Below are 25,240 nucleotides of genomic sequence, written 5' to 3'. Positions count from 1 at the left end.
TGCGGGTATGGCAAAACTGCGCGCGGCGTCGGTCTGGGGATCGGGTGCCCTGCTCGGCACGATCGGGGTCCAGTACGTCACCGGCTGGGGCAGCGATGCCGGCGCCGAGAAGCTCAACGACCTGGTCTATCTCCCGGTCGTCCTGCTGACCGCGGCGCTGGGGCTCCGGCTGGTCCAGCGGGGCGGCCTGGCCCCGCGCGAGCGCCGGGCCTGGATCCTGCTCGAGGCGGCGTTCGTCCTCCAGGTCGTGGCGCACGTGGTCTCGGTGGTCCAGGACTTCATGCCCGGGATGCCGGCGTACCCGACCATCTCCGACTACCTGTACGCGGCGGCGATCCCGTTCGTCGTCGCCGGGCTGTTGCTGCTGCCGGTCACGCGCCGCAACGCCGCCCAGCGGGTCAAGCTGCTGATCGACTCGCTGATCATCGTGGCCGTCGCGTGCATGGCGCTCTGGTACCTGGAGATCGGCCCGATCCTGCAGTACCCGGGCGCCGACCCGGTGGTGATCCTGTTCTCGGCCGCCGTGCCGGTGCTCGACCTGCTGCTGGTCTTCGCGCTGATCAGCCTGCTGCTGCGCCGGCCCCAGGCGGGTGGCGCGATCGGCCTGCTGGGCGGGTCGATGGCGGTCAAGGTGGTCGCCGACAGCACGTACACCATCGCGTACGTGCAATTCGGTTTTGCCTTCCGTCCCGGCAGTTGGCCATATCTTTTCTGGGCGGCCGGCGCCTTCCTCTCCCTGCTCGCCGTGGACCGCCGGCTGCGCGAGCACGGCGCGGTGCCGGTCGAGCGCCGGTCCCGCGTGCGGCTCGGCTGGCTGCCGTACGGGGCGATCGTCCTCGCCTCCGGCATGCTGGCCTACGTCGCCCGTGGGGAGTCGATCTACCCGCTCGGCGGGATGATCCTCGGCACGATCGCGCTCACCGCCCTGGTGATCGCCCGGCAGATGTACGCCCAGCGGGAGAACCGCCGGCTCGCCGTCACCGACCCGCTCACCGGGCTGTCCAACCGTGCCCTGATCGCCGACCGGCTCGCCGAGATGTCCCGGCAGCCGCTGCGCGAGGGCCGGCACGGTGCCGTCCTGCTGATCGACCTCGACCGGTTCAAACCGATCAACGACGCGTACGGGCACGAGGCCGGCGACGCCGTCCTCAAGGCGGTCGCCACCGCGCTGACATCGGTGATCCGCTCCGGGGACACCGCCGGCCGGGTCGGCGGCGACGAGTTCGCCGTCGTGCTGCCCACCCTGCCGAGCCGCGCCGCCGCCGAGAGCGTGGCGCAACGCCTGGTCGAGGCCCTGCGCACCCCGGTGATCTTCGGCGACGCGGTGCTCGGCGTCGAGGCCAGCATCGGCGTCGCGTTCCGCGACGAGACCACCCCCGACTTCCTCCAGCTGCTGGCCCACGCCGACGCCGCGATGTACGCGGTGAAGCGGGCCGGCCGCGGCAGCTACCGGGTCTACACGCCGGAGCTGGACACCCGCGCGCACGACGCCGAGCTGCGGCGGGCGGTCGAGAACGACGAGCTCGTCGTGCACTTCCAGCCGGTCGTCACGCTGGCCGGCGGCGACATCACCGCGGTCGAGGCGCTGGTGCGCTGGAACCACCCGACCCGCGGCCTGCTGATGCCGGGCGCCTTCATCGACCTGGCCGAGGAGACCGGCGCGGTGATCCCGATCGGCGAATGGGTCCTGCTCGACGCCTGCCGGCAGGCGGCCGGATGGCGGGCGGCGAACCCGGACGCGGAGTCCCTGCGGCTCAGCGTCAACCTGTCGGCCCGGCAGGTCACCCAGACCGCGCTGGTCGACATCATCCGCAACATCCTGGCCGAGACCGGTTTCCCGGCCGACCGGCTGGTGCTGGAGCTGACCGAGAGCGTGATCCTGCAGCCCGACGAGCAGACCGTGGCCCGCCTGAACGCGCTGCGCGAGATGGGCATCGGCATCTCGGTCGACGACTTCGGCACCGGCTACGCGGCGCTCAGCTATCTGCGGGCGCTGCCGGTCAGCGTGCTGAAGATCGACCGCTCGTTCGTCACCGGCATCGACACCGACCCGGACGTGTACGCCGTGGCCGAGGCCGTGGTGCGGCTGGCCCAGGCGTACCGGCTGCACGTGGTGGCCGAGGGCATCGAGACCGCCGGGCAGGCCGCGGCCCTGATCGAGATGGGGTGCGTGTCCGGCCAGGGCTACCACTTCGCCCGCCCGATGCCCGGCGAGGATCTGGCCGCGAAACTCTCAAGTTCGGTGCCGGCCGGCCGACCGGGCAGGGCGTGACGAGACGGACCGCGGCCCTGATGATGGCCGCCGTCGTGATGGTCATGGTCGCCGCGGCGCCGACGGCCGACGCCGCGCCCCTTGTCGCCGCGCCGGCGGCGACCCTCGCCTGGGGGCTCTACGTCGACCCGCAACTGCCGGCCGCCCGCTGGGTCGCCGCGCATCCGCAGGACACCCGGGCGGCCGCGATCCGGACCTCGATCGGCCGGCAGCCGATGGCGCACTGGTTCACCGGCACCAGCGACGCCGACCTCGGCAAGGCGGTCACCAGGTACACCGCGGCCGCGAAGACGGCCGGCAAGATGCCGGTCCTGGTCGCCTACAACCTGCCCCTGCGCGACGCCTGCGGCGCCGAGTCCGCGGGCGGGGCGGCCAGTCCGGCGGCCTATCGCAAGTGGATCACCACGTTCGCGACCGCGATCGGCTCCCGGCCGGCCATCGTCATCCTCGAACCGGACGCCCTCGGCGACTTCAGCTGCATGACCACGGCCCAGGTCACCGCCCGGCTCGGCCTGCTCAACGCGGCGACCACGGTGCTCGCCGCCAAGGCCCCGAACACCTGGACCTACATCGACGCCGGCCACGCCAACTGGAACAGCCCCGCGATCGTCGCCAAGCGGCTCCTGTCGGCCGGCGTGGCCCGGACGCGCGGCTTCGCGGTGAACGTCTCCAACTACATCGGCACGGCCGACTCCCGGACGTACGCGAAGCAGGTCAAGGCCGCCCTGCACCGCCCGGCCGGCTACGTCATCGACACCAGCCGCAACGGCAACGGCAGCAACGGGCAGTGGTGCAACCCCAGCGGCCGCAAGCTGGGCAAACGCTCCACCGCGGACCCGGCCGCCCTGGAACTGTGGATCAAGAACCCGGGCAACTCCGACGGCGGGTGCGGCATCGCGCCGACCAGCAAGGCCGGCGACTTCAGCCCGACCCTCGCCCAGCGCTTGATCACTGGCACGTAACGCGGTCCCCCGCCGCGAGCCGCTCGACGTTACGATCCCTGTCACTATCGTCGACTCGGGGGACATCGATGCCGGTACAGGTCAGCTCCGATCAGCTGCGAGCCGCGGCCCGGAAACTGCGGGAGGACGCCGCCGAAAATCTGCGAAAGGCCGCGATCCAGATCAAGGTCCCCGAGCAGCGGTACGGGGTGGAGGCCGCGTTCGACCACTACACGACCGCCGCTGCCTACCGCGAGTACGCCACCGCGCTCGAGGAGGAGTTCCGTCTCCTCGAGGAGGCGAGCCGGCAGCTGGCGGACGCCCTGGAGCAGACCGCCAACGACTACGACCGGTCGGACATGATGTCGGCCGAGCGGCTGAGTGGTCCGAAGTGAGCAACGAGAACATCGGCCGGCTCAAGCACGAGCAGGGCAACATCCGCGGCGCGTACGGCGTGTGGGGCACCGACGAGCTGGCCAACGGCAGCGCGGCGGGGGCCGCGGTACCCGGCTTCGGCGGCGACGTCGACACCCTCTTCGACATCCGCTACAACGTCGCCAAGACCCGGGAGATTGCGCATCTGGCCTGGGACGCCCTGCGCCAGCTGTACGGCCAGGGCCTCGGCGACAGCTGGGTCGGGGACGCCCACGTCGCGGCGAAGCAGGCGGCGCAGGCCCTGTTCACCGACATCCATGGCCTGACCGATCCGATGCGCACCCTGCCGGACCGCATCGAGCAGTACGCCCTGATCGTGGAGCGGTCGGGGCACACGGACGGGTACGCGGTGGAAAGCCTGAACAACGTCGCCGACGAGGCTTCGCGGATGACGGCGCTCGGCTTCCTGCCCGACCTGTCCGACTACGACGGCGACAAGATGGCCGGCCTGCACCATCAGGCAATGCAGGCCATCGACGAGCGGGTGAACACGCACGAGTCGGTCGAGGACGCCGGCCGAGAACTCTCCTCGGTGCTGCGCGACCAGGCCGGCCACGCCCGCGGCCGCCGGTTGCAGGGTTCACCGATGAGCGCCCTCGACGAGGTGGTCCTGGCCGAGGCCGGCAACAGCTGGATCTCCGGTGACGGCGCCATCCTCACCCTCGCCCAGGAGGAGCGGGCGGCCGCCGCCCTGAACGGGCTCAGCGACGCCGACCGGCAGCGGATGATGCAGATGATCGGCGCGTCCGCCTCCCCGGAGCAGCAGGCGTACCTGATGAAGATGCTGGCGGCCGGCTACTCGGTCGACGACGTGGCCAAGTTCAACGGCCTGATCGCCGCGCACGGCGACGACCCGAAGTGGCTGGCCGAGCACCTGAGCCCGTTCCAGATGGACGCCAACGGCAAGAACCTGACCGACGGCAAGCAGTGGAACGACTTCGAGGGTGCGCAGTGGACCCAGGGTCAGTACCCGACCTGCGTCGCCTCGTCGACGGTGGCCGCCCGGGCCGCGGTCGACCCGCTCTACGCCCTCGAACTGACCACCGGCGGGCACCCGGGCGACCCGGCCTACGACAACCCGAGCGCGTTCGCCGACCGGTTGCGGGCCGAGCAGTCCCAGGTCTACGACGACGGCCGCGGCTGGATGCAGAAGATGCCGCTGATCGGCTCGGACGGGATGAGCAACGACCAGTCCGAGAGCATCGCCAACGAGCAGATCGGCACGCACACCGGCACCTCGTACTCGAACGTCGGCATGGACGACGCGGACGCCCGCTACGACACGGTTCCGCAGATCGAGAAGGCGGTCGACGAGGGCTACCCGGTGCCGATCACCACCCGCAACGACGACGGCGGCCACCAGATGATGATCGTCGGCCACCAGGGCGACCAGCTGCAGATCTACAACCCGTGGGGCTACACCTACTGGATCAGCGAGGACGCGTTCGCCGCCGGCGACATCAGCAACGGCGAGCCGGGCCTGCCCGGCACACCGACCTCGGTGCGCCTTCCGCAGGAGGTGAAGTGATGCGGTTCCGGACAGATGCCGAAGCCGTGTACGACGACGTGGCCGCCCTGCTGACCGCGGGCCGCTTCAACGACGCGCTGGTGCCGGCCGCCCTGCAGGCCGACCGGTTCGGCGTGCTCCCGCCGTCGATCACGTTCCTGGCCGAGATCGTCCGCCGCGGCGGCATCCGCTACGCCGCCGAGCTGCCCGAGCCGCTGCCCACCCCCGAGCAGACCATCCTGATCCGCCGATGGCTGCTGACCAGCAACGACGACGACCGGATGGCCCGCTGGCTGGACGGCGTAGCCGCCCTGATCGAGGCCCGCCGGCTCAGCGGACGGTGACGTTCCAGGTGACCGTCCGGGCCTGGCCCTTGGTCGCCGGGTTGTCGCAGCCCTGGAAGCAGTAGGACAGGGTGATCGACGTGGTGCCGGCCGCCGCCGCGTCGTAGCTGAAGAACGTCGTGCCGCCGCCCCCGCCGAGCAGCGGGTCCCGCACCCGGTCGACCAGCGCGGCCGCCCGGGTCCGCTTGCCCTGGGCGGTGACCTGGTCGCCGGCGGCCTGCGCGGTCCACGAGTCGCCGATGGAGCCACCCCGGTCGGGCACCGCGAGCGAGAACCGGTCGCCCCTGTCAACCGCGACGCTGAGCTGGGACTCGGTGAACACCGCGCCGTAGACCTGGTGCCGGTACAGGGCGATCCCACCCCACCCGAGCCCGCCCAGAACGACGACCACCACCACCAGCAACCCAACGATGCGTACGAATCTGCTCACGGCCCGGCACACTATCCGCTCCGCGCCGCGGACACCGCCCCGGCTGCTGCCCCCCTTGCCGCCGGATGGCAAGCTCTTGTCCCGTGATCGATTCCGAGTACGTGGAGGCGCGCGCGTGAGGGCGGTCATCGTCGCGGCCGCCGTCGCGTTCATCATCTCCCTGTTCATCACGCCGGTGGCGATTCGCGTCTTCACCGCGCTCAAGGCCGGCCAGCCGATCCGTGGCGGCCTCGGCCTGAACAGCAACCAGGGCAAGACCGGCACCCCGACGATGGGTGGCGTCGCGTTCATCATCGCGACGGTGTTCGCCTACGTCGCCGGGCACATCGCCCTGACCACGCTGCCCGAGCGGCAGATCGCCCAGGAGGGGCCGACCATGACGGCCCTGGTCCTGCTCGGGCTGTTCGTGTTCTGCGGGGTGGTCGGCTTCATCGACGACTTCCTCAAGGTGCGCCGGCGCAACTCCGACGGCCTGTCGGCCAAGGGCAAGCTGCTCGGCCAGGCGATCGTCGGCGGCGGCTTCGGCATCGCCGCGCTCTACATGGCCAGCACCAACGGCCAGACCGTGGCCAGCACGCACATCTCGCTCATCCGCGACATCAGCTGGCTGAACGTCGGCAAGGTCGGCTCGGTGATGGTGTTCGTCTTCGTGATCACCGCGATGTCGAACGGCGTGAACCTCACCGACGGCCTGGACGGCCTGGCCACCGGCGCGTCGGTGCTGGTGTTCGGGGCGTACGCCCTGATCGGCTTCTGGCAGTACCGGCACTGGTGCGCCGACGACGCGTACGCGACGGTGAACGACTACTGCTACCAGGTCCGGGATCCGCTGGAGATCGCCATGATCGCGGCCGCGGCCGCCGCCGCCTGCCTGGGCTTCCTGTGGTGGAACACGTCCCCGGCGCGGATCTTCATGGGTGACGTCGGTTCGCTCGCGCTCGGCGGCCTGATCGGCGGGCTGGCCGTGGCCACCCGCACCACGCTGCTCTCGATCCTGATCGGCGGCCTCTTCGTCCTGATCACGGTGACCTGGGTGATCCAGATCGTCTCGTTCCGCACGACCGGAAGACGGGTCTTCCGGATGGTGCCGTTGCACCACCACTTCGAGCTGGCCGGCTGGAGCGAGGTCAACATCGTGGTCCGGTTCTGGATCGTGGCCGGCGTCTGCGTGGCGGTCGGCCTCGGCCTGTTCTACTCGGACTTCCTGTCGGTGATGGGATAGGCCACCTCGCCGGCCATCGTGATGACCGGCGAGGAGGGGCGTCCAGGATCAGCCGCGGTCGACGTGGAGCGTGACGCAGCCCGCGGCGACATACCGCGAGAACAGGCCGTAGAAGACGTAGAACCAGGAGGAACCGCCGCCGCACGCGCTGTAGTAGCCGCCGGACTCGGACTGGCACTTCGAATGGAGGTACTGCCCGCTGTACAGCGTTCCGGCCTGACCCCCGTCGGTGGACGCGGCGTTGCGGATGGTCACCGCGCCGGCCCGCGGCGTGACGGTACAGACGTTCGCCGCCTGAGCCGGGCCGGCCGTGACGGCGACCAGGCCGGCGACGAACATGAGAACCGTTGCGGCCGCCGCCGCCATTTTCCGATAAATCATGATCTTTCCTCTCCCCGTGGGCACAAGGCCAAGCTAGGCGGGGCATCCTCGGGGAGTCCAGAGTGAACGCGCCGTTTGCCGATCTCCGCAACGGCCGATCGGTGCGACATGAGCGTCGGCCAACAGGCTGACCAGCAGGTACACTCCGCGGCCATGAGCGCTTCATCAGCATCCGTGAGTCCTCTCGACGAAGCCCTGGCGCTGCTTCGCGACGGCCGGGTCGAGGACGCCGAAATACTGATGAAACGCGCCGTTCGCCGGGTCACCGACGAGCACGGCGAGAACAGCGCCGCCTGGGCCGCCGCGCAGTCCGACATGGGCAACGTGCTGCTGCGCGCCCAGCAGCCGGCCTGGGCGGCCGAGTGCTTCCGGGCGGCGGCCGGGGTGCCGGTCCCGGCCGGTGCGGAACCCCGGCTGTTTCTCGGCTACCAGCTCAACCTCGGCATCGCGCTGACCCTCTGCGACCGGCTCGACGAGGGCGTCAAGGTGCTGTGGGAGTCGCGGACCGGGCGCCTCGCCTTCTACGGGCCGGAGGACGCCGGGTATGCGGCCGGCCTCGAACCCCTCGCCGAGGTGCTGCTGCGTCTCGGCGACTTCAAGGGCGCGCTCGCCGCGATCGAGGAGGCGGTGCCGATCTTCGAGCGCACCGGCCACGTGCGGCTCGCCGGTTCGGTCGCGCTGCGCGGCGTGATCCTGCAGATGAGCAAACACACCGGGCCGCTCTTCCCCGGGCTCCGCGAGCTCGACGACCACGTCGTGGAGCAGGTCGCCGCGATCGCGGCGATCCGGGTCCGGCAGCCGGGCGTCGACCCGGACGCCGCCTACCTGCTCGTCGCCCACCTCGCCAACGCGCTGCGCGACCGGCTCGGGCCGGACCACGCGGCCACCGTCAACATGTTCAACGTCCTCGCCACCCAGGCCGGTGAGCGCGACGACCACAACGGCCGGGTCGCGGCGCTGCGCCGGGTGCTCGCCGCCTACGACCGGCAGGACCGCGCCGAGGAGGCGCTGTCCGCGGCGATCAGCATCGCCGAAGCCCTCGGCGAAGCCGGCGAAACCGATAAAAGCCTTGCCAGGTACGCCGATGCCGCCGCCCGCGCCGAGCGGATCGGTCGCGCCGGCCTGGTCAGCCAGGCGCTGTTCGACTGGGGTCTGGCCCTGCAGGCCGCGGGCCGGCCCGAGCCGGCCGCCCAGCGACTCGGCGAGGCGGTGGCCGCCGCCCGGGACAGCGACGACCCGGCCGCGATCGGGCACATCGCCGCCGCGTACGGGATCTGCCTGCAGCACCTGGGGCGGCCGGCCGAGGCCCGCGGGGTGCTCGAGGAGAGCCTGACCGCCCTCGACCCGACCGACGACGCCGCGCACGCGGCCCGGGGCCACCTGGTCGCGCTGCTCGACGGCCAGGAGTGCGACTGTGCCCGGCTGCGGGCGGTGGCCGAGCAGACGTACCGCGAGTTCGTGGTGTCCCGCCTGCCCGCCGACCTGCTCGCCCGCTTCGATGTCCGGATCGTCGGCAGCAACTTCATGCTCGACGTCGACTTCCGGCGGGACCCGACCGAGGCCGAGGCCGAGCAGTTCGACGAGGTGGTGCGGGCCGGCCAGGCCGAGCTGAGCCGCCAGGTGGCGGTCTAGCCGGCGGCCTCGGCGGGCACCGGGGTCGCGGCCGCCCAGAGGTCGCCGATCCGGTCGGCCGGGACCGGGCGGGAGAAGAGATAGCCCTGGCCGTACTGGTAGCCGAGGCCCTGCAGCAGCGAGCGCTGGTCCTCGGTCTCGATGCCCTCGGCCACCGAGGCGAACTCGAGGGCGTTGGCCATCTGGCTGACCGCGGTCGACACCGCCGCCTGCCGCCCGACCGTGGTGATCGACTCGACGAAGGAGCGGTCCAGCTTCAGCGTGGTCACCGGGCAGGTGAGCAGCAGGCCGAGCGAGGACGCCGCGGTGCCGAAGTCGTCCAGGGCGAGCTTCACGCCGAGCGCGCGCAGGGCGATCATCGCCTCGTTCGACTCCTCGTCGTCGAGGACGGCGGTCTCGGTCACCTCGACGCTGAGGCAGCCGGCGGGCAGCCCGGTCTCGGTGAGCACCGCGGCGACCTCGGCGGCGAAGCCGGGGGTGCGCAGCTGCCGGCCGGCCACGTTGACGCCCACCGTCAGGTATTCGGCGGCCGGGTAGTGCCGGCGCCAGTCGGCGGCCTGCCGGCACGCCTCGATGAGGGCCCAGCGGCCGATCTCGACGATCTGCCCGGTGCGCTCGGCGGTCGGGATGAACTCGACCGGCGAGACCACGCCGCGGGTCGGGTGGTTCCAGCGGATCAGCGCCTCGACGCCGGTCAGCACGTCGTCGTCGAGCCGGACGATCGGCTGGTAGAGCAGCTCGAACTCGTCCGCTTCCAGGGCCTGGGCCAGCTCGGCGATGAGGACCGCCTCGGCGCCGATCCGGGCGCCCATCTCGTCGGTGTAGCGCACCCAGGTGCTCTTGCCGCGGCTCTTCGCCTCGTACATGGCGATGTCGGCGTTGCTGAGCAGCACCGACGGCTCGTCGCCGGGCCGGCCGGCGGCCACCCCGACGCTGGCCCGGGTGACGACGGTGTGCCGCTGCACCTCGATCGGCACGAGCAGCGCGGCCAGGATCTCCTCGGCGACCCGGCCGGCGGTGGCCGGGTCGGCGCCGGGCAGCATGATGGCGAACTCGTCGCCGCCCAGCCGGGCCACGATGTCCTCGGCCCGGACCGCGCCGCGCAGCCGCTCGGCCACCGCGATCAGCAGGGTGTCGCCGGCCGCATGCCCCATCGTGTCGTTGATCGTCTTGAAGTCGTCGAGGTCGATCAGCAGGACCGCGCTCTCGCCGCCGGGCAGGACCCGGGTCATCTCGGCGGCGAAGTGCACCCGGTTGGCCAGGCCGGTGAGCCCGTCCACGGTGGCCTGCTCGCGGAGCAGGTCCTGGTGGCCGCGCAGGTCGTCGAGGGCCACGTCGAGCCGGCCGATCAGCAGCAGGTTGTCCTTGAAGGCGACCAGCTGGCGCCCGACGACCAGGCAGGTGATCACGACGACGCCGAGGGCGGCCCCCCACAGCTGCGAGGACGCCTTGGTCGGCAGCATCGCGAAGAAGACCAGGAACGTGACGGCGATCATCCCGTACGGAAGGAGGCTGTACGGCCGGCGCCCCGCGGAGCCGCCGGTGAACCCGCCGCGCACCACGATCTCCTGGATCCGCGGGCCGGCCGCGATGAGCAGCGAGGGCAGCAGCCGGATCGCGAAGACCCAGGCGTGGTCGGCCTCCTGGAAGGCGCCCGGCAGGAACGTGGTGATGCCCTGCACGCTCGCCGCGGCCACCATCGGCCAGGCCGCGATCCGGAACATCGGCGGCGCCGGGATGAGCGCCACCTTGGTCGCCGAGAACGCCGCCACCAGCACCAGGGCGGCGGTGACGCTGGCGTTGAGCCGGTCGGTGTGCGCGCCGTTGAGCGGGTTCACCGCGAAGCACCAGGCCATCACGCCGCCGCCGACCAGCACGGTGGCCGCGTCGAGCCAGAAGACGAACACCTCCCGCTTGGTGCGCAGGCCCTGCGGGAAGATCAGGCAGGCGATGACGTTGCTGCACATGCCGACCGCGAAGAACGCGGTCTGGACCAGTCCGCCGTTCAGCGACGGGACGCCCGGCGCCACCAGCGTGTGGACGAACTGGTAGCTGTCGCCGAGGGTGAACGACAGGCCGGCGAACGCGATCATCGCCCAGAACCGGCGGAACCGCTCGGGGGCGAGCGGCCGCATCCGCCAGGCGCCCAGGCCCAGCGCGGCGTCGAGCGGCACCTGGGCCGCCCAGAACGCCTGGACCTGGTGGATCGAGTGGCCCTCGAAGAGCACGAACAGCACGCACCCCAGCAGGGTGAGCGCGGCCAGGCCGCGGAGGGCAGGGTCGCGCAGCAGCGCACGCCAGTTGTTCTGCTGCAAGGTTTCCGACCTCCTCGATCCTCAAGGCCAAAATCGGGTGCCACCGTTGCATACCAAGGAGGTTGACCAGTGATCGGGGTCACAAACGGGCCGGTCCAGCGACGGGCCGCCCCCGCCCGAGAGGTTAGGCTCGCCTAAGTTGTTCTTGGTGAGGGGTTGCGGTGTCCAGTAGTACCAAGTCCGGCACCGCGGTACTTCGCCGGGCGGTCGTCCGCAACGGCAGGCACCTCTGGACCGGCACCGTCCTGGCCGGCCTCTACCAGATCTGCGCGGCCCTGGTCCCGATCCTGATCGGCGTGATCGTCGACCGCGCGGTCACCACCGGCGACCTCGCCGCCCTGATCCTCTGGATCTCCGTGCTGGTGGCGATGTACCTGGTGCTGGCGATGTCCTACCGCTTCGGCGCGCGGCACCTGCAACGCGCCATCGCCGAGGAGGGGCACCGGCTCCGGGTCGAGGTGGCCGGCCGGATCCTGCACCCGCGCGGGCTGCGCACCGACCGGCAGGCCGGCGACCTGCTCACCGTCTCCACCACCGACGCCGACTACTCGTCCTACTTCCTCGACCACATCCCGCGGGTGATCAGCGCCCTGCTGGCCGTCGCGGTCAGCGCGGTCACGCTGCTGCTGATCTCGGCGCCGCTCGGCCTGATCGTGCTGATCGCGACGCCGATCGTGCTGGTCACGCTCAACCTCACCGCGCCGCTGATCACCCGGCGGGTCACCGAGCAGCAGGACCAGGCCGGCCGGGCCACCTCGCTCGCCACCGACCTGGTCACCGGCCTGCGCCCGCTGCGCGGCATCGGGGCGCAGGACGCGGCGGCCGACCGCTACCGGGTGGTGAGCAAGCGGTCCCTCGCCGCCACCCTGCGGGCCGCCCGCGCGCAGAACGCCTTCCAGGGCGCCTCCGCCATGCTGAGCATGCTGCTGGCCGGCGGCATCGCGATCGTGGCCGGCGTGTTCGCGCTGTCCGGCCGGATCACCATCGGCGAGTTCATCACCGTGATCGGCTCGGCCCAGTTCCTGATCGAGCCGTTCGGCACCCTCGCCGTCGTGCCGCGGTGGGTCGCCGCCGCCCGGGCCGCCGCGAACCGGGTCGCCTCGGTCATCGTGGCCGGGCCGATCCTGCCGGACGCGGCCGCCGATCCGGCCGGCCCGCAACCCGGCCTGCACCTGGCCGGCGTCACCAACGGCCCGCTGAAGAACCTGAATTTACGCGTACGCCCCGGGGAGTTCGTCGGCGTCGTGACCTGCCGACCGGCGGACGCCGAGGCGCTGATGCGGTTGCTGGCGGTGCCGGACGCCTACGAGGGGGACATCCTCCTCGGCGGGGTGCAGCTGGCGACCGTGGACCGCGGCCGGGCGCGCCGCCTCCTGCACGTCGAACCGCACCAGACGGACCTGTTCACCGGCTCGCTGCTGGCCAACATCGACGTCCACGGCGACGGCGCCGACCGGCTCGGCGCGGCGGTGCGCGCGGCCGCCGCCGACGAGGTCGCCGACCTGCACCCGGACGGCCTGGACGCGCCGGTCGCCGAACGCGGCACCAACCTCTCCGGCGGCCAGCGGCAACGGGTGGCGCTGGCCCGCGCGCTGCTGGCCGAGCCACCGCTGCTCGTCCTGCACCACCCGACCACCGCGGTCGACGCGGTCACCGAGCACGCCATCGCCGGCGGCATCCGCTCGCTGCGGCACGCACCCGGCTCCGGCTTCGGCACCGTCGTGATCACCAGCAGCCCGGCGCTGCTGTCCGCCGCCGACCGGGTCGTCCTCATCGACGACGGCGCGGTCACCGCCGAGGGCGCGCACGCCGAACTCAGCGCGACCGACGACACCTACCGCCGGACGGTGCTGCGATGACGGTTCAGCTCCTGCCGGTGGCCACCCCTCGCGCGACCCGGGCCTGGCTGGTCGCCGAGCTGACGGCCCGCAAGGGCTCGGCCGCGGTCACCCTCGTCGCCGGGGTCCTCGCCGCAGTGGCGTCGATCGCCCCTGCGTACGCGCTCGGCCTGCTCGTCGACCGGATCAGCAACGGCGGCGACGCCGGGGCGGTCATCCCGGTCGCCGTGACCATCGTCGTCTCCGCGATCGTGGGCGGGGTGGCCACCACCTTCGGCGGCTACCTGATCAGCCGGCTGGGCTCGCGCATCCTCGCCGACCTGCGGGAACGTACCGTCGCCACCGCGCTGCACCTGCCCGCGCGGGTGCTCGACCGCGCCGGCCGCGGTGACCTGCTCTCCCGGGTCAGCGCCGACATCGCCGCCATCGACCGGGCTGTCTCCGAGGTCCTGCCCGGCATGATCTCGGCCCTGCTGCTCAGCGTCATCAGCCTCGTCGCGATGCTCGGCATCGACTGGCGGCTCGGCCTGGCCGGGGCGGCGGCCGTCCCGCTCTACGTGCTCGGGCTGCGCTGGTATCTCCCGCGGGCCGCGCCGTCCTACGCCGCCGAGCGGGTGGCCATCGCCGAGCGGTCCCAGCTCTTCGTGGAGAGCATGCAGGGGCTGCCCACGGTGCACGCCTACCTCCAGGAGGACCGGCACCTGGACGGCATCGAGGGTGCCTCCGGCCGGGCCCGGGACATCTCGATCAACGTGTTCTCGCTCTACACCCGCTTCGTCGGGCGGATCAACCGGGCCGAGCTGGTCGGCCTCGGCGCGGTGCTGGTGATCGGCTTCATGCTCGTACGCCATGGGTCGGTCTCCGTCGGTGCGGTTTCCGCGGCCGCGCTGTTGTTCCACCGCTTGTTCAATCCGATCGCGATGCTGATGGTCACCTTCGACCAGGCGCAGGACGCCGGGGCCAGCCTCGCCCGTCTCGTCGGCGTGCTCGGCATGGACGTCGAGCGGCGGGACGCGACCACCGCGCCGGCCGGCCGCGAACTCGTCCTCGACGACGTCACGTTCGGCTACGACGGCGCCGCACCCGTGCTCAGCGGGGTCTCGCTGCGCATCGCGCCCGGCGAGGTGGTCGCGCTGGTCGGTTCCACCGGCGCCGGAAAGACCACGGCGGCGTCGCTCGCGGCGGGCATCCTCCGGCCTGATGAGGGGTACGCCCTGGTCGGGGGCGTCCCGGTGACCGATCTGCCGGCCGCCGCCATCGCCATCGTCAGCCAGGAGACGCACGTGTTCTCCGGCCCGCTCGCCGAGGACCTGCGGCTGGCCCGCCCCGGCGCCTCGAACGACGAGGTAGCCACGGCGCTCGACCGGGTCGGCGCGCTGACCTGGGCGCGGGAGCTCCCCGACGGCCTGGAGACGGCGGTCGGCGAGGGCGGCGTGCAGCTGACCGCGGCGCAGGCGCAGCAGCTGGCGCTGGCCCGGGTGGTGCTGCTCGACCCGCCGGTGGTGGTGCTGGACGAGGCGACGGCCGAGGCGGGCAGCGCGGGCGCCCGCGAGCTGGAGCAGGCGGCCACCGCCGCGCTGGCCGGCCGGACCGCGCTGGTGGTCGCCCACCGCCTGACCCAGGCCGCCACCGCCGACCGGGTCATCGTGATGGAACACGGCAAAATCATCGAAAACGGCCCACACGCCGACCTGGTCACCGGCGGCGGCCGCTACGCCGAGCTGTGGGCAGCCTGGTCCACCCGCTCCTGACCCCCGCGCCGGCCCCGGGCTCATCGCCGGCCACCAGGACGAGCAGCCGGCGAATCACGGCGCTTCGGCCCGGATCCGGGCGCGGGCGTCGGTGTCGGTGAGCGGCCGGGCGAAGAGGAAGCCCTGGCCGTAGCCGCAGCCGGCCTCGGTGAGGAGGCGGTGCTCGGCCTCGGTCTCGATGCCCTCGGCGACGACCGTGAGCGACAGCATCGCGGCCATCTGCAGGATGCCGCGCACCAGGTCGTGCTGCTGCGGCGAGCCGACGATGGTGTCGACGAACGACTTGTCGAGCTTCAGCGTGTCGACCGGCATCCGGTGCAGGTAGCTCAGCGACGAGTAGCCGGTGCCGAAGTCGTCGATCGACACCTTGATCCCGGCGGCGCGCAGCTCCGCGATGTCGGCCTGGATCTGCTCCTGCTCCCCCACCAGCAGGCTCTCGACGATCTCCAGGGTGAGCCGGTCGGCCGGCAGGCCACTCGCGGCCAGCTCGTCGTGCACCCGCGCCACGAAGCCGGGCGCGTGGAACTGCCGGACCGAGACGTTCACGCTCACGTACGGCACGTGGCCGGGGTCGAGCGCGGCCCAGGAGGCCGCCTCGTGCACCGCCGTGTGCAGCACCCACGCGCCGAGCTCGACGATCACCCCGGACTCCTCGGCGAGCGGGATGAACTCGACCGGCGACACCATGCCGCGGGTCGGGTGCGGCCACCGCAGCAGGGCTTCGAAGCCGACCGTACGCCCGGAGCTCAGCTCCACGATCGGCTGGTAGTGCAGCCGGAACGCCCCCGCGGCCAGTGCCGGGGCCAGCTCGGTGCGCAGCTGCATCTGGTCGATGACCTGGGCGTGCAGGACCGCGTCGTAGCGCCGCCACCGCGGCCCGCCGGGGGTGCGCGCGTTGTCCAGGGCGACGTCCGCCTGCCCGACCAGCTCGCTCGCGCTGCCGGCCTCGAGCGTGGTCGCCACCCCGAGCCGCAGCCGGGTGCTGATCCGGGTGTCGCCGAGGGTGAAGCCGTCCCCGGGCACCGCGATCATCTGTTCGGCGAGCCGGTCGACCGCCTCGACGTCGCCGGCGTCCGGCACCACCACGCCGAACTCGTCGGCGCCCAGCCGGGACACCCGCCCGCGGTCGCCGACCAGCTCGGTGAGCCGCCGGCCGAGCGCGACCAGCAGCCCGTCGCCGACCTCGTGGCCCATCGTGTCGTTGATCGCCCGGAAGTCGTCGATGTTGAGCACGAAGACCGCCCCGAGCAGCCCGTCGCCCGCGGACAGAAGGGCGGTGTCGTCGGTGAACCGCAACCGGCTGCCCAGGCCGGTGAGCTGGTCGAGGTAGGCCCGGGCCATCAGCTCGTTCTTCAGGTAGTTCTGGGTCTCCTGGCGGTTGATCTCGCGGTTGAGGCGGATCCGGTCGATCATCGTGGCCGCCTGCCCGGCCAGCACCGGCAACGACTGCTGCAGCTCGGCCAGGCTGGTCTCGTCCCCGCCGACCAGCAGGTCACCGATCCGGCTGTCGCCCACCCCGAGCGGGCAGCGCAGGGTCAGGTCGAAGCCGGCCACCCCGTCCGGGGCCATCGTCATCGGCGCCGGGAACGGGCCGAGGTCGCCGAGCAGCAACTCCGTCCGATGCCGGGTGCCGTCGGCCAGCAGCCGGCCGACCGCCCGCTGCAGCACCGTGGTCACCGCGGCGGTGTCCGTGCAGAGCAGCAGCGCCTCGCAGGCCTGCCGCAGCTCCCGCTCCCGGGCCAGGGTCTGCCGCAGGCTGGTCGCGACGATCGAGATCCGGGTCAGCCCGAGCAGGATCAGCACCGCCGACACCGCGGCGATCACCACGCCGTCGTGCACCGGCCCGCGCAGCGCCTGGATCAGCAGCGCGGCCGGCGCGAGCAGGCACGCGAGGGTGAGTACGCCCCGGCGCAGCGACACCTGGGTCCGGCTGAGCACCTGCGGCTCGGTCAGCCGCGCCATCGACGGGTGCAGCACGGCCAGCCCGCCGGCGAGGTAGAACAGCAGCCAGCCGAGGTCGGTCGGGCCGCCCAGGGTGAACCCGCTGTTGAGCCGCATCAGCCCGTAGAGCGTGTCGGCGGCCAGCATCGACACCCCGGAGACGATCAGCAGGGAGCCGCTGATCGTGCGGGCGACGCCGAGACCGAGCCGGGCCAGCAGGACCAGGACCAGCACATCGGTGATCGGATAGGCGATCGACACCAGCTTGGTCAGGGCGGGCAGGTCGGGGCGGGTCAGGAACGGCCGGATCAGGAAGGTCCAGGCGAGGAACCCGGATCCGATGGTCAGGATGACCGCGTCGAGCGTGCTCGCCCGGTCGAGCATCGCGGCGCCGGAACGGCTCAGGGTGGCCAGCCCGGCGATCATCAGCGGCACGTAGAGGGCCAGGAAGACCACGTCGGCCGCGGACGGGAAGGTGCCGATGGTGGCGTACGCGACCAGGGAGCCGGCGGCGAAGGCGAGGTACGCACCGGTGAGCAGGATCCAGGGCAGCCGCCGGCGCGGGCGGTTGCGCACGATGCCGGCGATCGCGGCGGCGACCGTCGAGATGATCACCGGGCCGTAGACGACCAGGCCGAGCGAGGGCATCACCAGGTAGGCGACGAAGAGCAGGGCCGCCCAGCAGGCGTAGAGCCGGACCGTACGCGGCCGGACGCCCCGGCGTTCGCCGAAGAGCCGCGCGGCCTCGTCGACCTGGCGGAGACCGGCGATATCCGGCGTCGCCACGCCGTCGCGCGTGGCGCGACGCTCATTCACGGTCAACTGCGGCTCTCTTCTCCCCTGCCTCCTTTCGGCACGATCTTGCCGGGGCTGAGCAAATGACTAGACCGACGCGCCGGCCACCACTCCGGACAGGTGGCGCATCGCCCGGTAGAGCCGGGCCTTCGCCTCGGCCGGGGCGACCCCCAGCACCTCCGCGGCCTCACTCGTCGTGCGGCCGCGGAAATACGTCGCGATCAGGATCTCCCGGTGCCGCGCCGGAAGGTCGCGCAGCATCAGCTCCATCGGGACCCCGATGGTGTCGGCTTGTGTCGTCGGCATGCATGGCACTCTGCTCACCGGCCGGGCCCAACTCCAGTGCGCAGCCGCGGCGTAGTCGCCCGGTCACCAGGGGCTTCAGCAGGTGCTCCGGTACTTGATCTCCGGGATGTAGACGGCCCATTCCGCGGCGGTGAGGCCGCGGCCGACCGTGGTGCAGGCGTACTTGGCCGGGTTGGCCCGGATGGCGTTGAGCGAGCCGAGGCTCCACAGTGCCACCTCCGCGGGGGTGTCGTAGCCCTGGCGGGCGACGGCCAGGACGTTCCCGTCCGTACGGAAGTGCACCTCGCGCACAATGCGGCTGGACGGCAGGAGCATGGAGTTCAGCTGGACCGGTGCCTCGGGGTTGGTGGTGTCCCACAGGATCACCGCCTGCAAGGAGTCCGCGGTGGCCAGCGTGCGGCCGTCGGCGCTGAAGGCCAGGCTCCACACCGTCGACTGGTGGCCGTTCAGCATCGGGAGCCGGCGCGGGTGGGCCCGGTCGGCGACATCCCACAGCAGCGCCTTGTCGTCGCGGCCGCCGCTGGCCAGGTAACGCCCGTTCGGGCTGAAGGCCAGCGACTCGACCTGGGCGCTGTGGCCGATCAGCGTGGCGGTCCGGGCCGGGGCGGAGCGGTCGGCCACATTCCACAGCGTGATGGCGCCATCGCCGGTGGTGCCGGCGTTGGTGGCCATGGTGCGGCCGTCCGGGCTGAAGGCCATGGCGCCGCCGAAGCCGACGCCGGTCAGCCGGCCCCTGAGGACCGGACGGGCCAGGTCGGTGACGTCCCACAGCACCACGGAGATGCCGGTGGAGACCGCCAGGGTGCGCCCGTCCGGACTGAACTCCACCGCGTTCGCGTGCCAGATCTCGTCGGGCGTGATGGTCAGGATCGTCGGGTGGTCCGGCCGGCTGACCGCCGCCACCGTCAGCGTCCGGTTGTCCGCGTCGATGGTCGCCACCAGCCGGTGGTCGGGGCTGAAGGCGACCGACCCCAGCGCGACCGAGGAGAGGGTCAGGTCGGCGCCGCGGACCGGGCGGGCCGGGTTCGCGACATTCCACCTGCTCGCTTTTCCGTCGGTGCCGGCGGCCAGCAGGGACCGCCCGTCCGGGCTGAGGGTGAAGGTCCGGAGTGATCCGCCGGTGGCGGCGATGGAGGCGAGCGTGTCCGGGGTGCCGGGCACGCTCACGTGCCACAGGGTGGCCGTCGCGGAGCCGTCCGCGGTGACCAGCATTCCGGTCTTCGTGTCGAAGGACAGCGTGGAGATCGGGCCGCGGGTCCGCACCGTGGCGATGGGCGTGCCGTAGGTGTCCGACCGCAGGTCCCACACCTTCACCACCCCGTCGCTGTTCCCCGCCATCAGCAGATTTCCGTCCGGGCTGTACTCCATCGTGCTGATCGAGCCGGTCATGCCCTGCAGGGTCCGGTACGGGAAGGGGCCGTCCTCCGGAAGGTCCGGAATGTCCGGCGGGGTGGGGCCGCCGGGGTCGGCCGACGGCGGCGAGATCGTCGGGGAGTCGTCCGTGGTGGGATCCTCGGGGTCGGGATCGATCGGAAAGTCCGGCGGGGTCTGGACCGCGGTGGCGGTCGCGGTGGCGGTCGCGGTGGCGGTGGTGGCCGCCGCCGCCGACAGGACGTCCCCCCGCGTACCCGTCAGGTCCCACAGCGACACCGAGGCGCTGGCGGTGCCGCCGACGACCGCCAGCGTCGTTCCGTCCGGGCTGAACGCCTTCGTCCGGCCCATGATCAGGGTGACGTCGCCGATCCTGCTCCCGCTCACCGGGAACTCCCGATCGGTGATGTCGAGGTTCGAGAAGTAGATGTCCTGATCGATCAGGAGCCTGGTGCTGTCCGGGCTGACCCACAGCCCCCCCACCGCATGGGGGCTCCAGAAGGTCTTCTGGTGGAGCAGGATGGGATGCATCCGGTCGGTCATGTCCCAGATGGAGTGGGTCCCGGTGCCGCTGCCGGTGACGAGGGTCTTCCGGTCCCCGCTGAGCGCGATCGCGGAGAGGTTCTCGTCGGGCAGCGTGGTGATCCGGGCCGGGTGCGACCGGTCGGCGATGTCCCACAGGATCGCCTTGTACTTCGACCCCACGAAGACGAGGGTCTTCCCGTCGGAGCTGACCAGCAGGTCGCTGTCGCCCGCGGCCGCGTCGGGCAGGACGGCGAGCCGGACCGGCTTGCGGGGATCGGTCACCCTCCACAGCGAGACCCGGCGATCGTTGTCGATGGTCGCCAGCACACCGTCCGGCGCCGAGGCCGCCATCCTGATGTTGTCGATGGTGCCGGCGTAGTTCATGGTGGTGATCAGGCCGGCGAACTGGCTGCGGGTGGTCGCGTCGGGGTTGAGGTTCTGCGCCGCCGCCCCGAGCATGAGGGCGGTCTGCGGGTCCTCGACGAGCGCGGCCGAGGCCTGGTTGAGCAGCCGGCGGCTGACCGCGACGCGCTGCTGCTGGTCGGCCTTGGCCTGCTGCTTCGCGGCCTCCGCGGCCGCCTCGCGGGCCAGCCGTTCCTTCTCGGCCGCGATCTTCGCCAGCCGGTCCGCCTCCGCCTGCGATGCCTGCGCCCGCTCGGAGGCCTGTTTCGCCAGCTCCTCCTGCTCGCGCTTGCGGACGGTCGCCTGGTCGGCCAGCTTCTGCTGGCGCTTCGCCTCGACCGAGGCCGCGTCGGCCAGCTTCTGCTGCGCCTGCGCCGCCCGCTCGGCCTTGTCCGCCTCGACTCTCGCCGCGGCCGCCCGGATCTGCTGCTGCCGGGCCAGTTCCTGCTGCCGGCGAGCCTCCTCGGCGGATTTCTCGGCATTGTCCCGCTGATTTTCCGCCACCTGCTGCTGACGCAGCGCCTCGGCCGCCGACGCCTTCGCCCGCTCGGCGTTGCGCACCGCCGACATGCCGGTGATCGACGCGAGCAGGGCCAGGACCACCAGGGTCGCCACCGCGCCCGAGCGCAGCCGCTTGGCCCGGCGGTGCTGCCGGACGTCCTCGCCCTCCAGCTCGTCCTTGCTGATCCCGTGCATCGGGGCGGCCAGCTGGGCGATCGCGTCCCGGAAACGGGCGTGGTGCAGGCTCAGCTGCTCGCTGCCCCGCGCCCACCGCAGGTCCAGGAAGAACGGTTCCTCGGAGAACACGCCGCGCAGCGATGGCGGCACCGCGGTCGAGCCGGCGCTGAAGTCACCGGTCTCCTCGTCCCAGGCCCACTCGCCGTCGGTCACCACCGGCAGGATCTGGTTGGGCGACTTGGTGGCAAGCCAGTGCTCGATCTCCCGGTTCACCCAGACCGACTCGGCCGCCTCGGCCGAGGCCAGCAGGACAAAATAGTCTGAACCGTCCATAGCGGTCTGGATGGAGGACCACAGGCCCGGGGTCACCGACAAACCGGTCTGATCCCGGAAGATCCACAGCGCCCGCCGGCGGTGCCACGGCTTGGCCAGCCGGTGCAGACCACGCTGCACCGCGGGCGCGAGACGCCCGTCAGCGGCATGGCTGTACGAGATGAACCCATCGAAGTTCATTTCTGGTCCCCCGGTGGTCGGCGAGTGCTGCGACGACAGATTGTGCATGCCTCCGGCCCACGAGAAAAGGCGATAGATCGTATCGTCATGGTCGTCACGAGCTTGACAAGCCCTGGTACGGAGGTCGATGTGCGGTTCGGGGTCACAGGTCATCGGATCCTCCCGCCGACCATCGTCGACCGTGCGTTGCGGCATTGGAGCAGCGTGTTGCCGGTCGGGCCGCTCCTGCACGGGGTGTCGAATCTCGCCGACGGCGCCGACCAGCTGTTCGCCACCCACGTCCTGGCGGCCGGCGGCACCCTGGAGGCGGTGCTGCCGTGCGAGGGCTACGCCGCCTCGCTGCTCACCCCGGAGAGCCGCGTCCGCTACGAGGAGCTGCGGCGGGCGGCGGCCGAGGTGATCACGCTGCCCTACCCGGAGCCGAGCGATGAGGCGTTCCTCGCCGCCGGCCGGGCCCTGGTCGATCGCTGCGACCATCTGTTCGCGGTGTGGGACGGCCATCCGGCCCGCGGGATGGGCGGGACCGGCGACGTCGTCACCTACGCCCGGGCCCGCGGCCTCCCGGTCACCGTGCTGTGGGTCGAGGGCGTGGTCCGGGTCTAGGGCAAAGGCACCGCGAGAGCGGCGAAGAGCTGCTGGGCCAGCTCCCGGTGCGGGCCGCCGATGCCGTCGTGGGCGCGTGCCTGCTCGTAGCGGTCGCCGATCTCCTGGGCCAGGGCCAGCGCCTGCTCGTGCTGGGCCCGGGCGTCGGCCGCGTCGCCCGCGGCCAGCAGGACCTGGCCGAGGTCGTTGAGCGCCTCGGCCTCGCTGGCCCGGTCCCCGATCCGCCGGTGCAGCACCACGACGTTGCGCAGGTGATCCGCCGCCTCGGCGAGCCGGCCGCTGCGGGCGTACACCACGCCGAGGTCGGTCAGCACGTACGCCTCCCCGGTGCGGTCGCCGGCCTGGCGCATCACCGCGAGGCTCTGCTCCAGGTGGGTGGCGGCCCGTTCGAGGTCGGCCGGCCGGCGCGACAGGCGGGCGAGCAGCGAGATCACGTACGCCTCGCTGAACCGGTCGCCGAGCCGGGTGACCAGATCGAGAGCCGACGCGAACCGCTTGGTGGCCTGCTCCTCATCGCCGAGCCGGGCGTCGACCAGGCCGAGCCGGACCGAGGCGTCGGCCTGCCCGGCGGCGTCGCCGAGCCGCTCGTACCGCTCCCCGGCCCGCCGGTAGTTCTCGGCGGCCTGCCGGTAGTTGCCCAGCCGCCAGTGCACGCTGCCCAGGTTGCGCAGCGCGACCGCCTCGGCGGCGTGCTCGCCGAGGTCGGCGTAGAGGGCGAGGGACCTGCGGTAGGTGTCGACGGCCTCGTCGAGGCGGCCCTGCCGGCGGTGCAGCCGGCCCAGATCGGACAGTGCCCGGGCCTGCGCCTCCCGGTCGCCGAGGGCCACCGCCGCGGACACCGCCGAGGCGGTGACGGCGACCGCCTCGGCCACCGGCCCGCCGGCGTCGAGGTAGCGGAACATCGTGCCGGCGAGGGCCACCGCGAACCGGTGCCAGCCGTGCGCGGCGCCGTAGGTGCAGGCCGCGGCCAGGTTGGGCCGTTCCGCCTCGATCCAGCCCCGGGCGGTGTCCGGGTCGCCGTCCGGTTCGGTGCCGTCCGGGTAGAGCGTGTCCATCGCCGCGACCGCGCCGGCCAGGTAGTGGTCGAAGAGGCGGGTCAGCGCGGCCTTCCGGTCCGGCCCGGAGTCGTGCCGGACGGCGAGCTCGGCCGCGTACGCCCGCAGCAGGTCGTGCATGCCGTAGCGGCCGCCCCGGCCGACGTGCACCAGGCTGGCCCGGACCAGCACGCCGAGCAGCCGCCGGGCCTCGCCGGCCTCGGTGCCGGTCAGCGCGGCCACCGCCTCGACGTGCACGGTGTCGCCCGGATGCAGGCCGAGCAGCCGGAACACCCGGGCCGCGTCGCCGGGCAGGTTCTGATAGGACCAGGAGAAGACGGCGCGCACCTCGGCCCGCGGATCGCCGGCGTCGAGCAGGTCGAGCCGCATCCGGTGGTCGCCCAGCTCGCCGACCAGCTCGGCCAGCGTGACGTCAGTGCGGACCGCGGCCAACTCGGCGGCGATCCGCAGGGCCAGCGGCAGCCGGGCACACGCGCCGGCAAGGTCCTCGGCGACCGACGTCTCGCGGTCCACCCGGGCACCGATCAGGCGGCGCAGCAACACCACCGCGTCGGCCATCGGCAGCAGATCCAGGTTGATCCGCTCGGCGCCGTGGATCGCCACCATGCCGGGCAGCGAGTCCCGGCTGGTGATCAGCACCAGGCAGGACCCGGAGCCGGGCAGCAACGGCCGGACCTGCTCCACCGAGGACGCGTTGTCGAGCAGCACCAGCATCCGGCGGCCGGTCAGTTCGGACCGGTAGCGGCCGGCCCGCTCCTCGACGCCGGGCGGGATCTCCGGCCCGCCGACGCCGAGCGCGGTCAGGAAGCCGGCCAGCGCGTCACCGACCGCCACCGGCTGCTCGGAGTCGTAGCCGCGCAGGTTCACGTACAGCTGGCCGTCGGGGAACGCCTCCCGGACCCGGTGCGCCCACCGGACCGCGAGGGCGGACTTGCCGACCCCGGCCGTCCCGGAGAGCAGCACCACGGTCAGCGGCGGCTCGTCGCCGTCCGGCGGCTCCAGCGACCGGTCCAGGGCGGCGAACTCCCGGGCCCGCCCGGTGAAGGCACGCACGTCGGCGGGCAACTGGGCGGGCACCGACGGGCGGGCCGGCGGCGGGGCCTGCGGGCCGCGGGTCTCGACCGGCGCGACGGTGAGGGTGGGGTCGGCGGCGAGGATGCGCTCGTGCAGCCGGCTCAGTCCGGTGCCGGGGTCGCTGCCGAGCTCGTCGGCGAGGCTGCGGCGGATCCGCCGGTACTGCTCGTCGGCGTCGGCCTGCCGGCCGGACCGGTAGAGGGCAAGCATCATCTGCTCGGCCAGCCGTTCGTCGAGCGGGCTTTCGGCGACCGCGGCGGACAGCGACGGCAGCAGTTCCCCGTGCCGGCCGAGCCGCAGCAGCACGTCGTTGTGGTCGAGCTCGGCGGCGAACCGCTCGCTCAGCAGCGCCTGCCGGATCGAGGCCAGCCAGGGGGTGTCCAGGCCGGCGAACGGCTCGCCGCGCCACAGGCCGAGCGCCTGGGTGATCAGGTCGGCGGCGGACTTGTCCGACTCCGCCGACCGGGCCAGCGTGTGCAACCGGCGGAAGCTGTGCAGATCGACCGTCTGCGGGTCGGCGGTCAGAACGTACCCGCCGGAGCGGCGCTCGATCTTTACCTCGGTGGCCTCGGCGACGGCCCGCCGCAACCGGGACAGGTAGCTGTAGAGAGCGCCGTCGGCCCGCTGCGGCGCGTCCTCACCCCAGACCCGGTCGATCAGCTGGTCGATCGTGACCGGCCGACCGGCCTCGACCAGCAGAACAGCGAGCACGCTGCGCTGACGCGCATGCCCGAGGTCGACCGACCGGCCCGCGATCTGGGCCTCCACCGCGCCGAGCACCCCGAACTCCGCCGTCAACTGACCTCTGCCCGCCCTTCACCCAGACCTCCCCAGCAGGGGATTCAAGAAATCCACAAGGAGCGCGCCAAGTGTTACATGCTTCGCGCAAGGTCCGACCACGACCATTGA

Annotated in this window: 17 protein-coding genes; 10 read left to right on the top strand and 7 right to left on the bottom strand. The window is 72.5% G+C overall.

What is annotated here, in order from left to right:
• Positions 1 to 7 precede the first annotated feature (7 nt).
• The 5 genes from Adu01nite_RS14230 (at position 8) to Adu01nite_RS14210 (ending at position 5,499) form a co-directional block, all read left to right on the top strand.
• Positions 8 to 2,272, top strand: a complete 2,265-nt coding sequence (locus Adu01nite_RS14230; RefSeq protein ID WP_203727221.1) for a putative bifunctional diguanylate cyclase/phosphodiesterase — start codon at positions 8 to 10, stop codon at positions 2,270 to 2,272.
• Positions 2,269 to 3,234, top strand: a complete 966-nt coding sequence (locus tag Adu01nite_RS14225; RefSeq protein WP_239132387.1) for a glycoside hydrolase family 6 protein — start codon at positions 2,269 to 2,271, stop codon at positions 3,232 to 3,234. Before Adu01nite_RS14230 ends, Adu01nite_RS14225 begins: the two co-directional genes overlap by 4 nt.
• A 68-nt stretch (positions 3,235 to 3,302) precedes the next feature.
• A complete protein-coding gene (locus Adu01nite_RS14220) occupies positions 3,303 to 3,608 on the top strand; it encodes a type VII secretion target (RefSeq protein ID WP_203727220.1) in 306 nt (101 codons plus the stop codon).
• Positions 3,605 to 5,176 (top strand): hypothetical protein, encoded by a 1,572-nt coding sequence (locus tag Adu01nite_RS14215; RefSeq protein WP_203727219.1) that lies wholly within the window; start codon positions 3,605 to 3,607, stop codon positions 5,174 to 5,176. The genes Adu01nite_RS14220 and Adu01nite_RS14215 overlap by 4 nt, the downstream gene beginning before the upstream one ends.
• A complete protein-coding gene (locus tag Adu01nite_RS14210; protein WP_203727218.1) occupies positions 5,176 to 5,499 on the top strand; it encodes a hypothetical protein in 324 nt (107 codons plus the stop codon). Before Adu01nite_RS14215 ends, Adu01nite_RS14210 begins: the two co-directional genes overlap by 1 nt.
• On the opposite strand, the gene Adu01nite_RS14205 is transcribed toward Adu01nite_RS14210, so the two are convergent.
• Positions 5,486 to 5,929, bottom strand: a complete 444-nt coding sequence (locus Adu01nite_RS14205) for a protease inhibitor I42 family protein (protein ID WP_203727217.1) — start codon at positions 5,927 to 5,929, stop codon at positions 5,486 to 5,488. The two genes, Adu01nite_RS14210 and Adu01nite_RS14205, sit on opposite strands and share 14 nt — an antisense overlap.
• 115 nt (positions 5,930 to 6,044) lie before the next feature.
• Between Adu01nite_RS14205 and mraY the strand changes: the two genes are divergently transcribed.
• Positions 6,045 to 7,151 carry a phospho-N-acetylmuramoyl-pentapeptide-transferase gene (gene mraY / locus Adu01nite_RS14200; RefSeq protein WP_203727216.1) on the top strand — a complete coding sequence of 369 codons (1,107 nt, stop codon included), beginning with the start codon at positions 6,045 to 6,047 and terminating at the stop codon, positions 7,149 to 7,151.
• Positions 7,152 to 7,199: 48 nt separating this feature from the next.
• On the opposite strand, the gene Adu01nite_RS14195 is transcribed toward mraY, so the two are convergent.
• Positions 7,200 to 7,532 carry a hypothetical protein gene (locus tag Adu01nite_RS14195; RefSeq protein ID WP_203727214.1) on the bottom strand — a complete coding sequence of 111 codons (333 nt, stop codon included), beginning with the start codon at positions 7,530 to 7,532 and terminating at the stop codon, positions 7,200 to 7,202.
• A gap of 174 nt (positions 7,533 to 7,706) precedes the next feature.
• Between Adu01nite_RS14195 and Adu01nite_RS14190 the strand changes: the two genes are divergently transcribed.
• Complete coding sequence (locus Adu01nite_RS14190; RefSeq protein WP_203727212.1) at positions 7,707 to 9,164, top strand: tetratricopeptide repeat protein; 1,458 nt, start codon at positions 7,707 to 7,709, stop codon at positions 9,162 to 9,164.
• Here Adu01nite_RS14190 and Adu01nite_RS14185 read toward each other — a convergent pair.
• The gene (locus Adu01nite_RS14185; protein ID WP_203727210.1) at positions 9,161 to 11,479 is read right to left on the bottom strand and encodes a putative bifunctional diguanylate cyclase/phosphodiesterase; all 2,319 of its coding nucleotides are present in this window, start codon (positions 11,477 to 11,479) and stop codon (positions 9,161 to 9,163) included. The genes Adu01nite_RS14190 and Adu01nite_RS14185 overlap by 4 nt on opposite strands.
• A 161-nt stretch (positions 11,480 to 11,640) precedes the next feature.
• Between Adu01nite_RS14185 and Adu01nite_RS14180 the strand changes: the two genes are divergently transcribed.
• Together Adu01nite_RS14180 and Adu01nite_RS14175 are read left to right on the top strand one after the other, a co-directional pair.
• Positions 11,641 to 13,338: an ABC transporter ATP-binding protein gene (locus Adu01nite_RS14180; RefSeq protein WP_203727208.1), complete on the top strand. Its 1,698-nt coding sequence runs from the start codon at positions 11,641 to 11,643 to the stop codon at positions 13,336 to 13,338.
• Positions 13,335 to 15,068 (top strand): ABC transporter ATP-binding protein, encoded by a 1,734-nt coding sequence (locus Adu01nite_RS14175; RefSeq protein WP_203727206.1) that lies wholly within the window; start codon positions 13,335 to 13,337, stop codon positions 15,066 to 15,068. The genes Adu01nite_RS14180 and Adu01nite_RS14175 overlap by 4 nt, the downstream gene beginning before the upstream one ends.
• Positions 15,069 to 15,122: 54 nt before the next feature.
• On the opposite strand, the gene Adu01nite_RS14170 is transcribed toward Adu01nite_RS14175, so the two are convergent.
• The 3 genes from Adu01nite_RS14170 to Adu01nite_RS14160 form a co-directional block, all read right to left on the bottom strand.
• The gene (locus Adu01nite_RS14170; RefSeq protein WP_203727204.1) at positions 15,123 to 17,825 is read right to left on the bottom strand and encodes a putative bifunctional diguanylate cyclase/phosphodiesterase; all 2,703 of its coding nucleotides are present in this window, start codon (positions 17,823 to 17,825) and stop codon (positions 15,123 to 15,125) included.
• A 66-nt stretch (positions 17,826 to 17,891) separates the two neighbouring features.
• Positions 17,892 to 18,110: a sigma factor-like helix-turn-helix DNA-binding protein gene (locus Adu01nite_RS14165; protein WP_239132386.1), complete on the bottom strand. Its 219-nt coding sequence runs from the start codon at positions 18,108 to 18,110 to the stop codon at positions 17,892 to 17,894.
• Between the two features lie 75 nt (positions 18,111 to 18,185).
• Positions 18,186 to 21,599, bottom strand: coding sequence for a TIR domain-containing protein (locus tag Adu01nite_RS14160; protein ID WP_203727203.1), 3,414 nt, complete (start codon positions 21,597 to 21,599; stop codon positions 18,186 to 18,188).
• A gap of 129 nt (positions 21,600 to 21,728) precedes the next feature.
• Here Adu01nite_RS14160 and Adu01nite_RS14155 point away from each other — a divergent pair, with 129 nt between their 5' ends.
• A complete protein-coding gene (locus Adu01nite_RS14155) occupies positions 21,729 to 22,202 on the top strand; it encodes a hypothetical protein (RefSeq protein ID WP_239132385.1) in 474 nt (157 codons plus the stop codon).
• Here Adu01nite_RS14155 and Adu01nite_RS14150 read toward each other — a convergent pair.
• Positions 22,199 to 25,129, bottom strand: a complete 2,931-nt coding sequence (locus Adu01nite_RS14150) for an AfsR/SARP family transcriptional regulator (protein WP_203727202.1) — start codon at positions 25,127 to 25,129, stop codon at positions 22,199 to 22,201. The genes Adu01nite_RS14155 and Adu01nite_RS14150 overlap by 4 nt on opposite strands.
• Positions 25,130 to 25,240 lie beyond the last annotated feature (111 nt).

It is taken from the genome of Paractinoplanes durhamensis, assembly GCF_016862175.1.
Lineage (GTDB): Bacteria > Actinomycetota > Actinomycetes > Mycobacteriales > Micromonosporaceae > Actinoplanes > Actinoplanes durhamensis.
The sequence above is the reverse complement of the archived record's forward strand: the minus strand, read 5'-3'. Positions and strand labels throughout refer to the sequence as shown.

Excerpts from the sequence above, each read along its gene's own strand:
- Adu01nite_RS14175 (WP_203727206.1), top strand. The coding sequence starts at position 13,335 with ATGACGGTTCAGCTCCTGCCGGTGGCCACCCCTCGCGCGACCCGGGCC.
- Adu01nite_RS14230 (WP_203727221.1), top strand. The coding sequence starts at position 8 with ATGGCAAAACTGCGCGCGGCGTCGGTCTGGGGATCGGGTGCCCTGCTC.
- Adu01nite_RS14195 (WP_203727214.1), bottom strand. The coding sequence starts at position 7,532 with ATGATTTATCGGAAAATGGCGGCGGCGGCCGCAACGGTTCTCATGTTC.
- Adu01nite_RS14220 (WP_203727220.1), top strand. The coding sequence starts at position 3,303 with ATGCCGGTACAGGTCAGCTCCGATCAGCTGCGAGCCGCGGCCCGGAAA.
- Adu01nite_RS14160 (WP_203727203.1), bottom strand. The coding sequence starts at position 21,599 with ATGAACTTCGATGGGTTCATCTCGTACAGCCATGCCGCTGACGGGCGT.
- Adu01nite_RS14165 (WP_239132386.1), bottom strand. The coding sequence starts at position 18,110 with ATGCCGACGACACAAGCCGACACCATCGGGGTCCCGATGGAGCTGATG.
- Adu01nite_RS14210 (WP_203727218.1), top strand. The coding sequence starts at position 5,176 with ATGCGGTTCCGGACAGATGCCGAAGCCGTGTACGACGACGTGGCCGCC.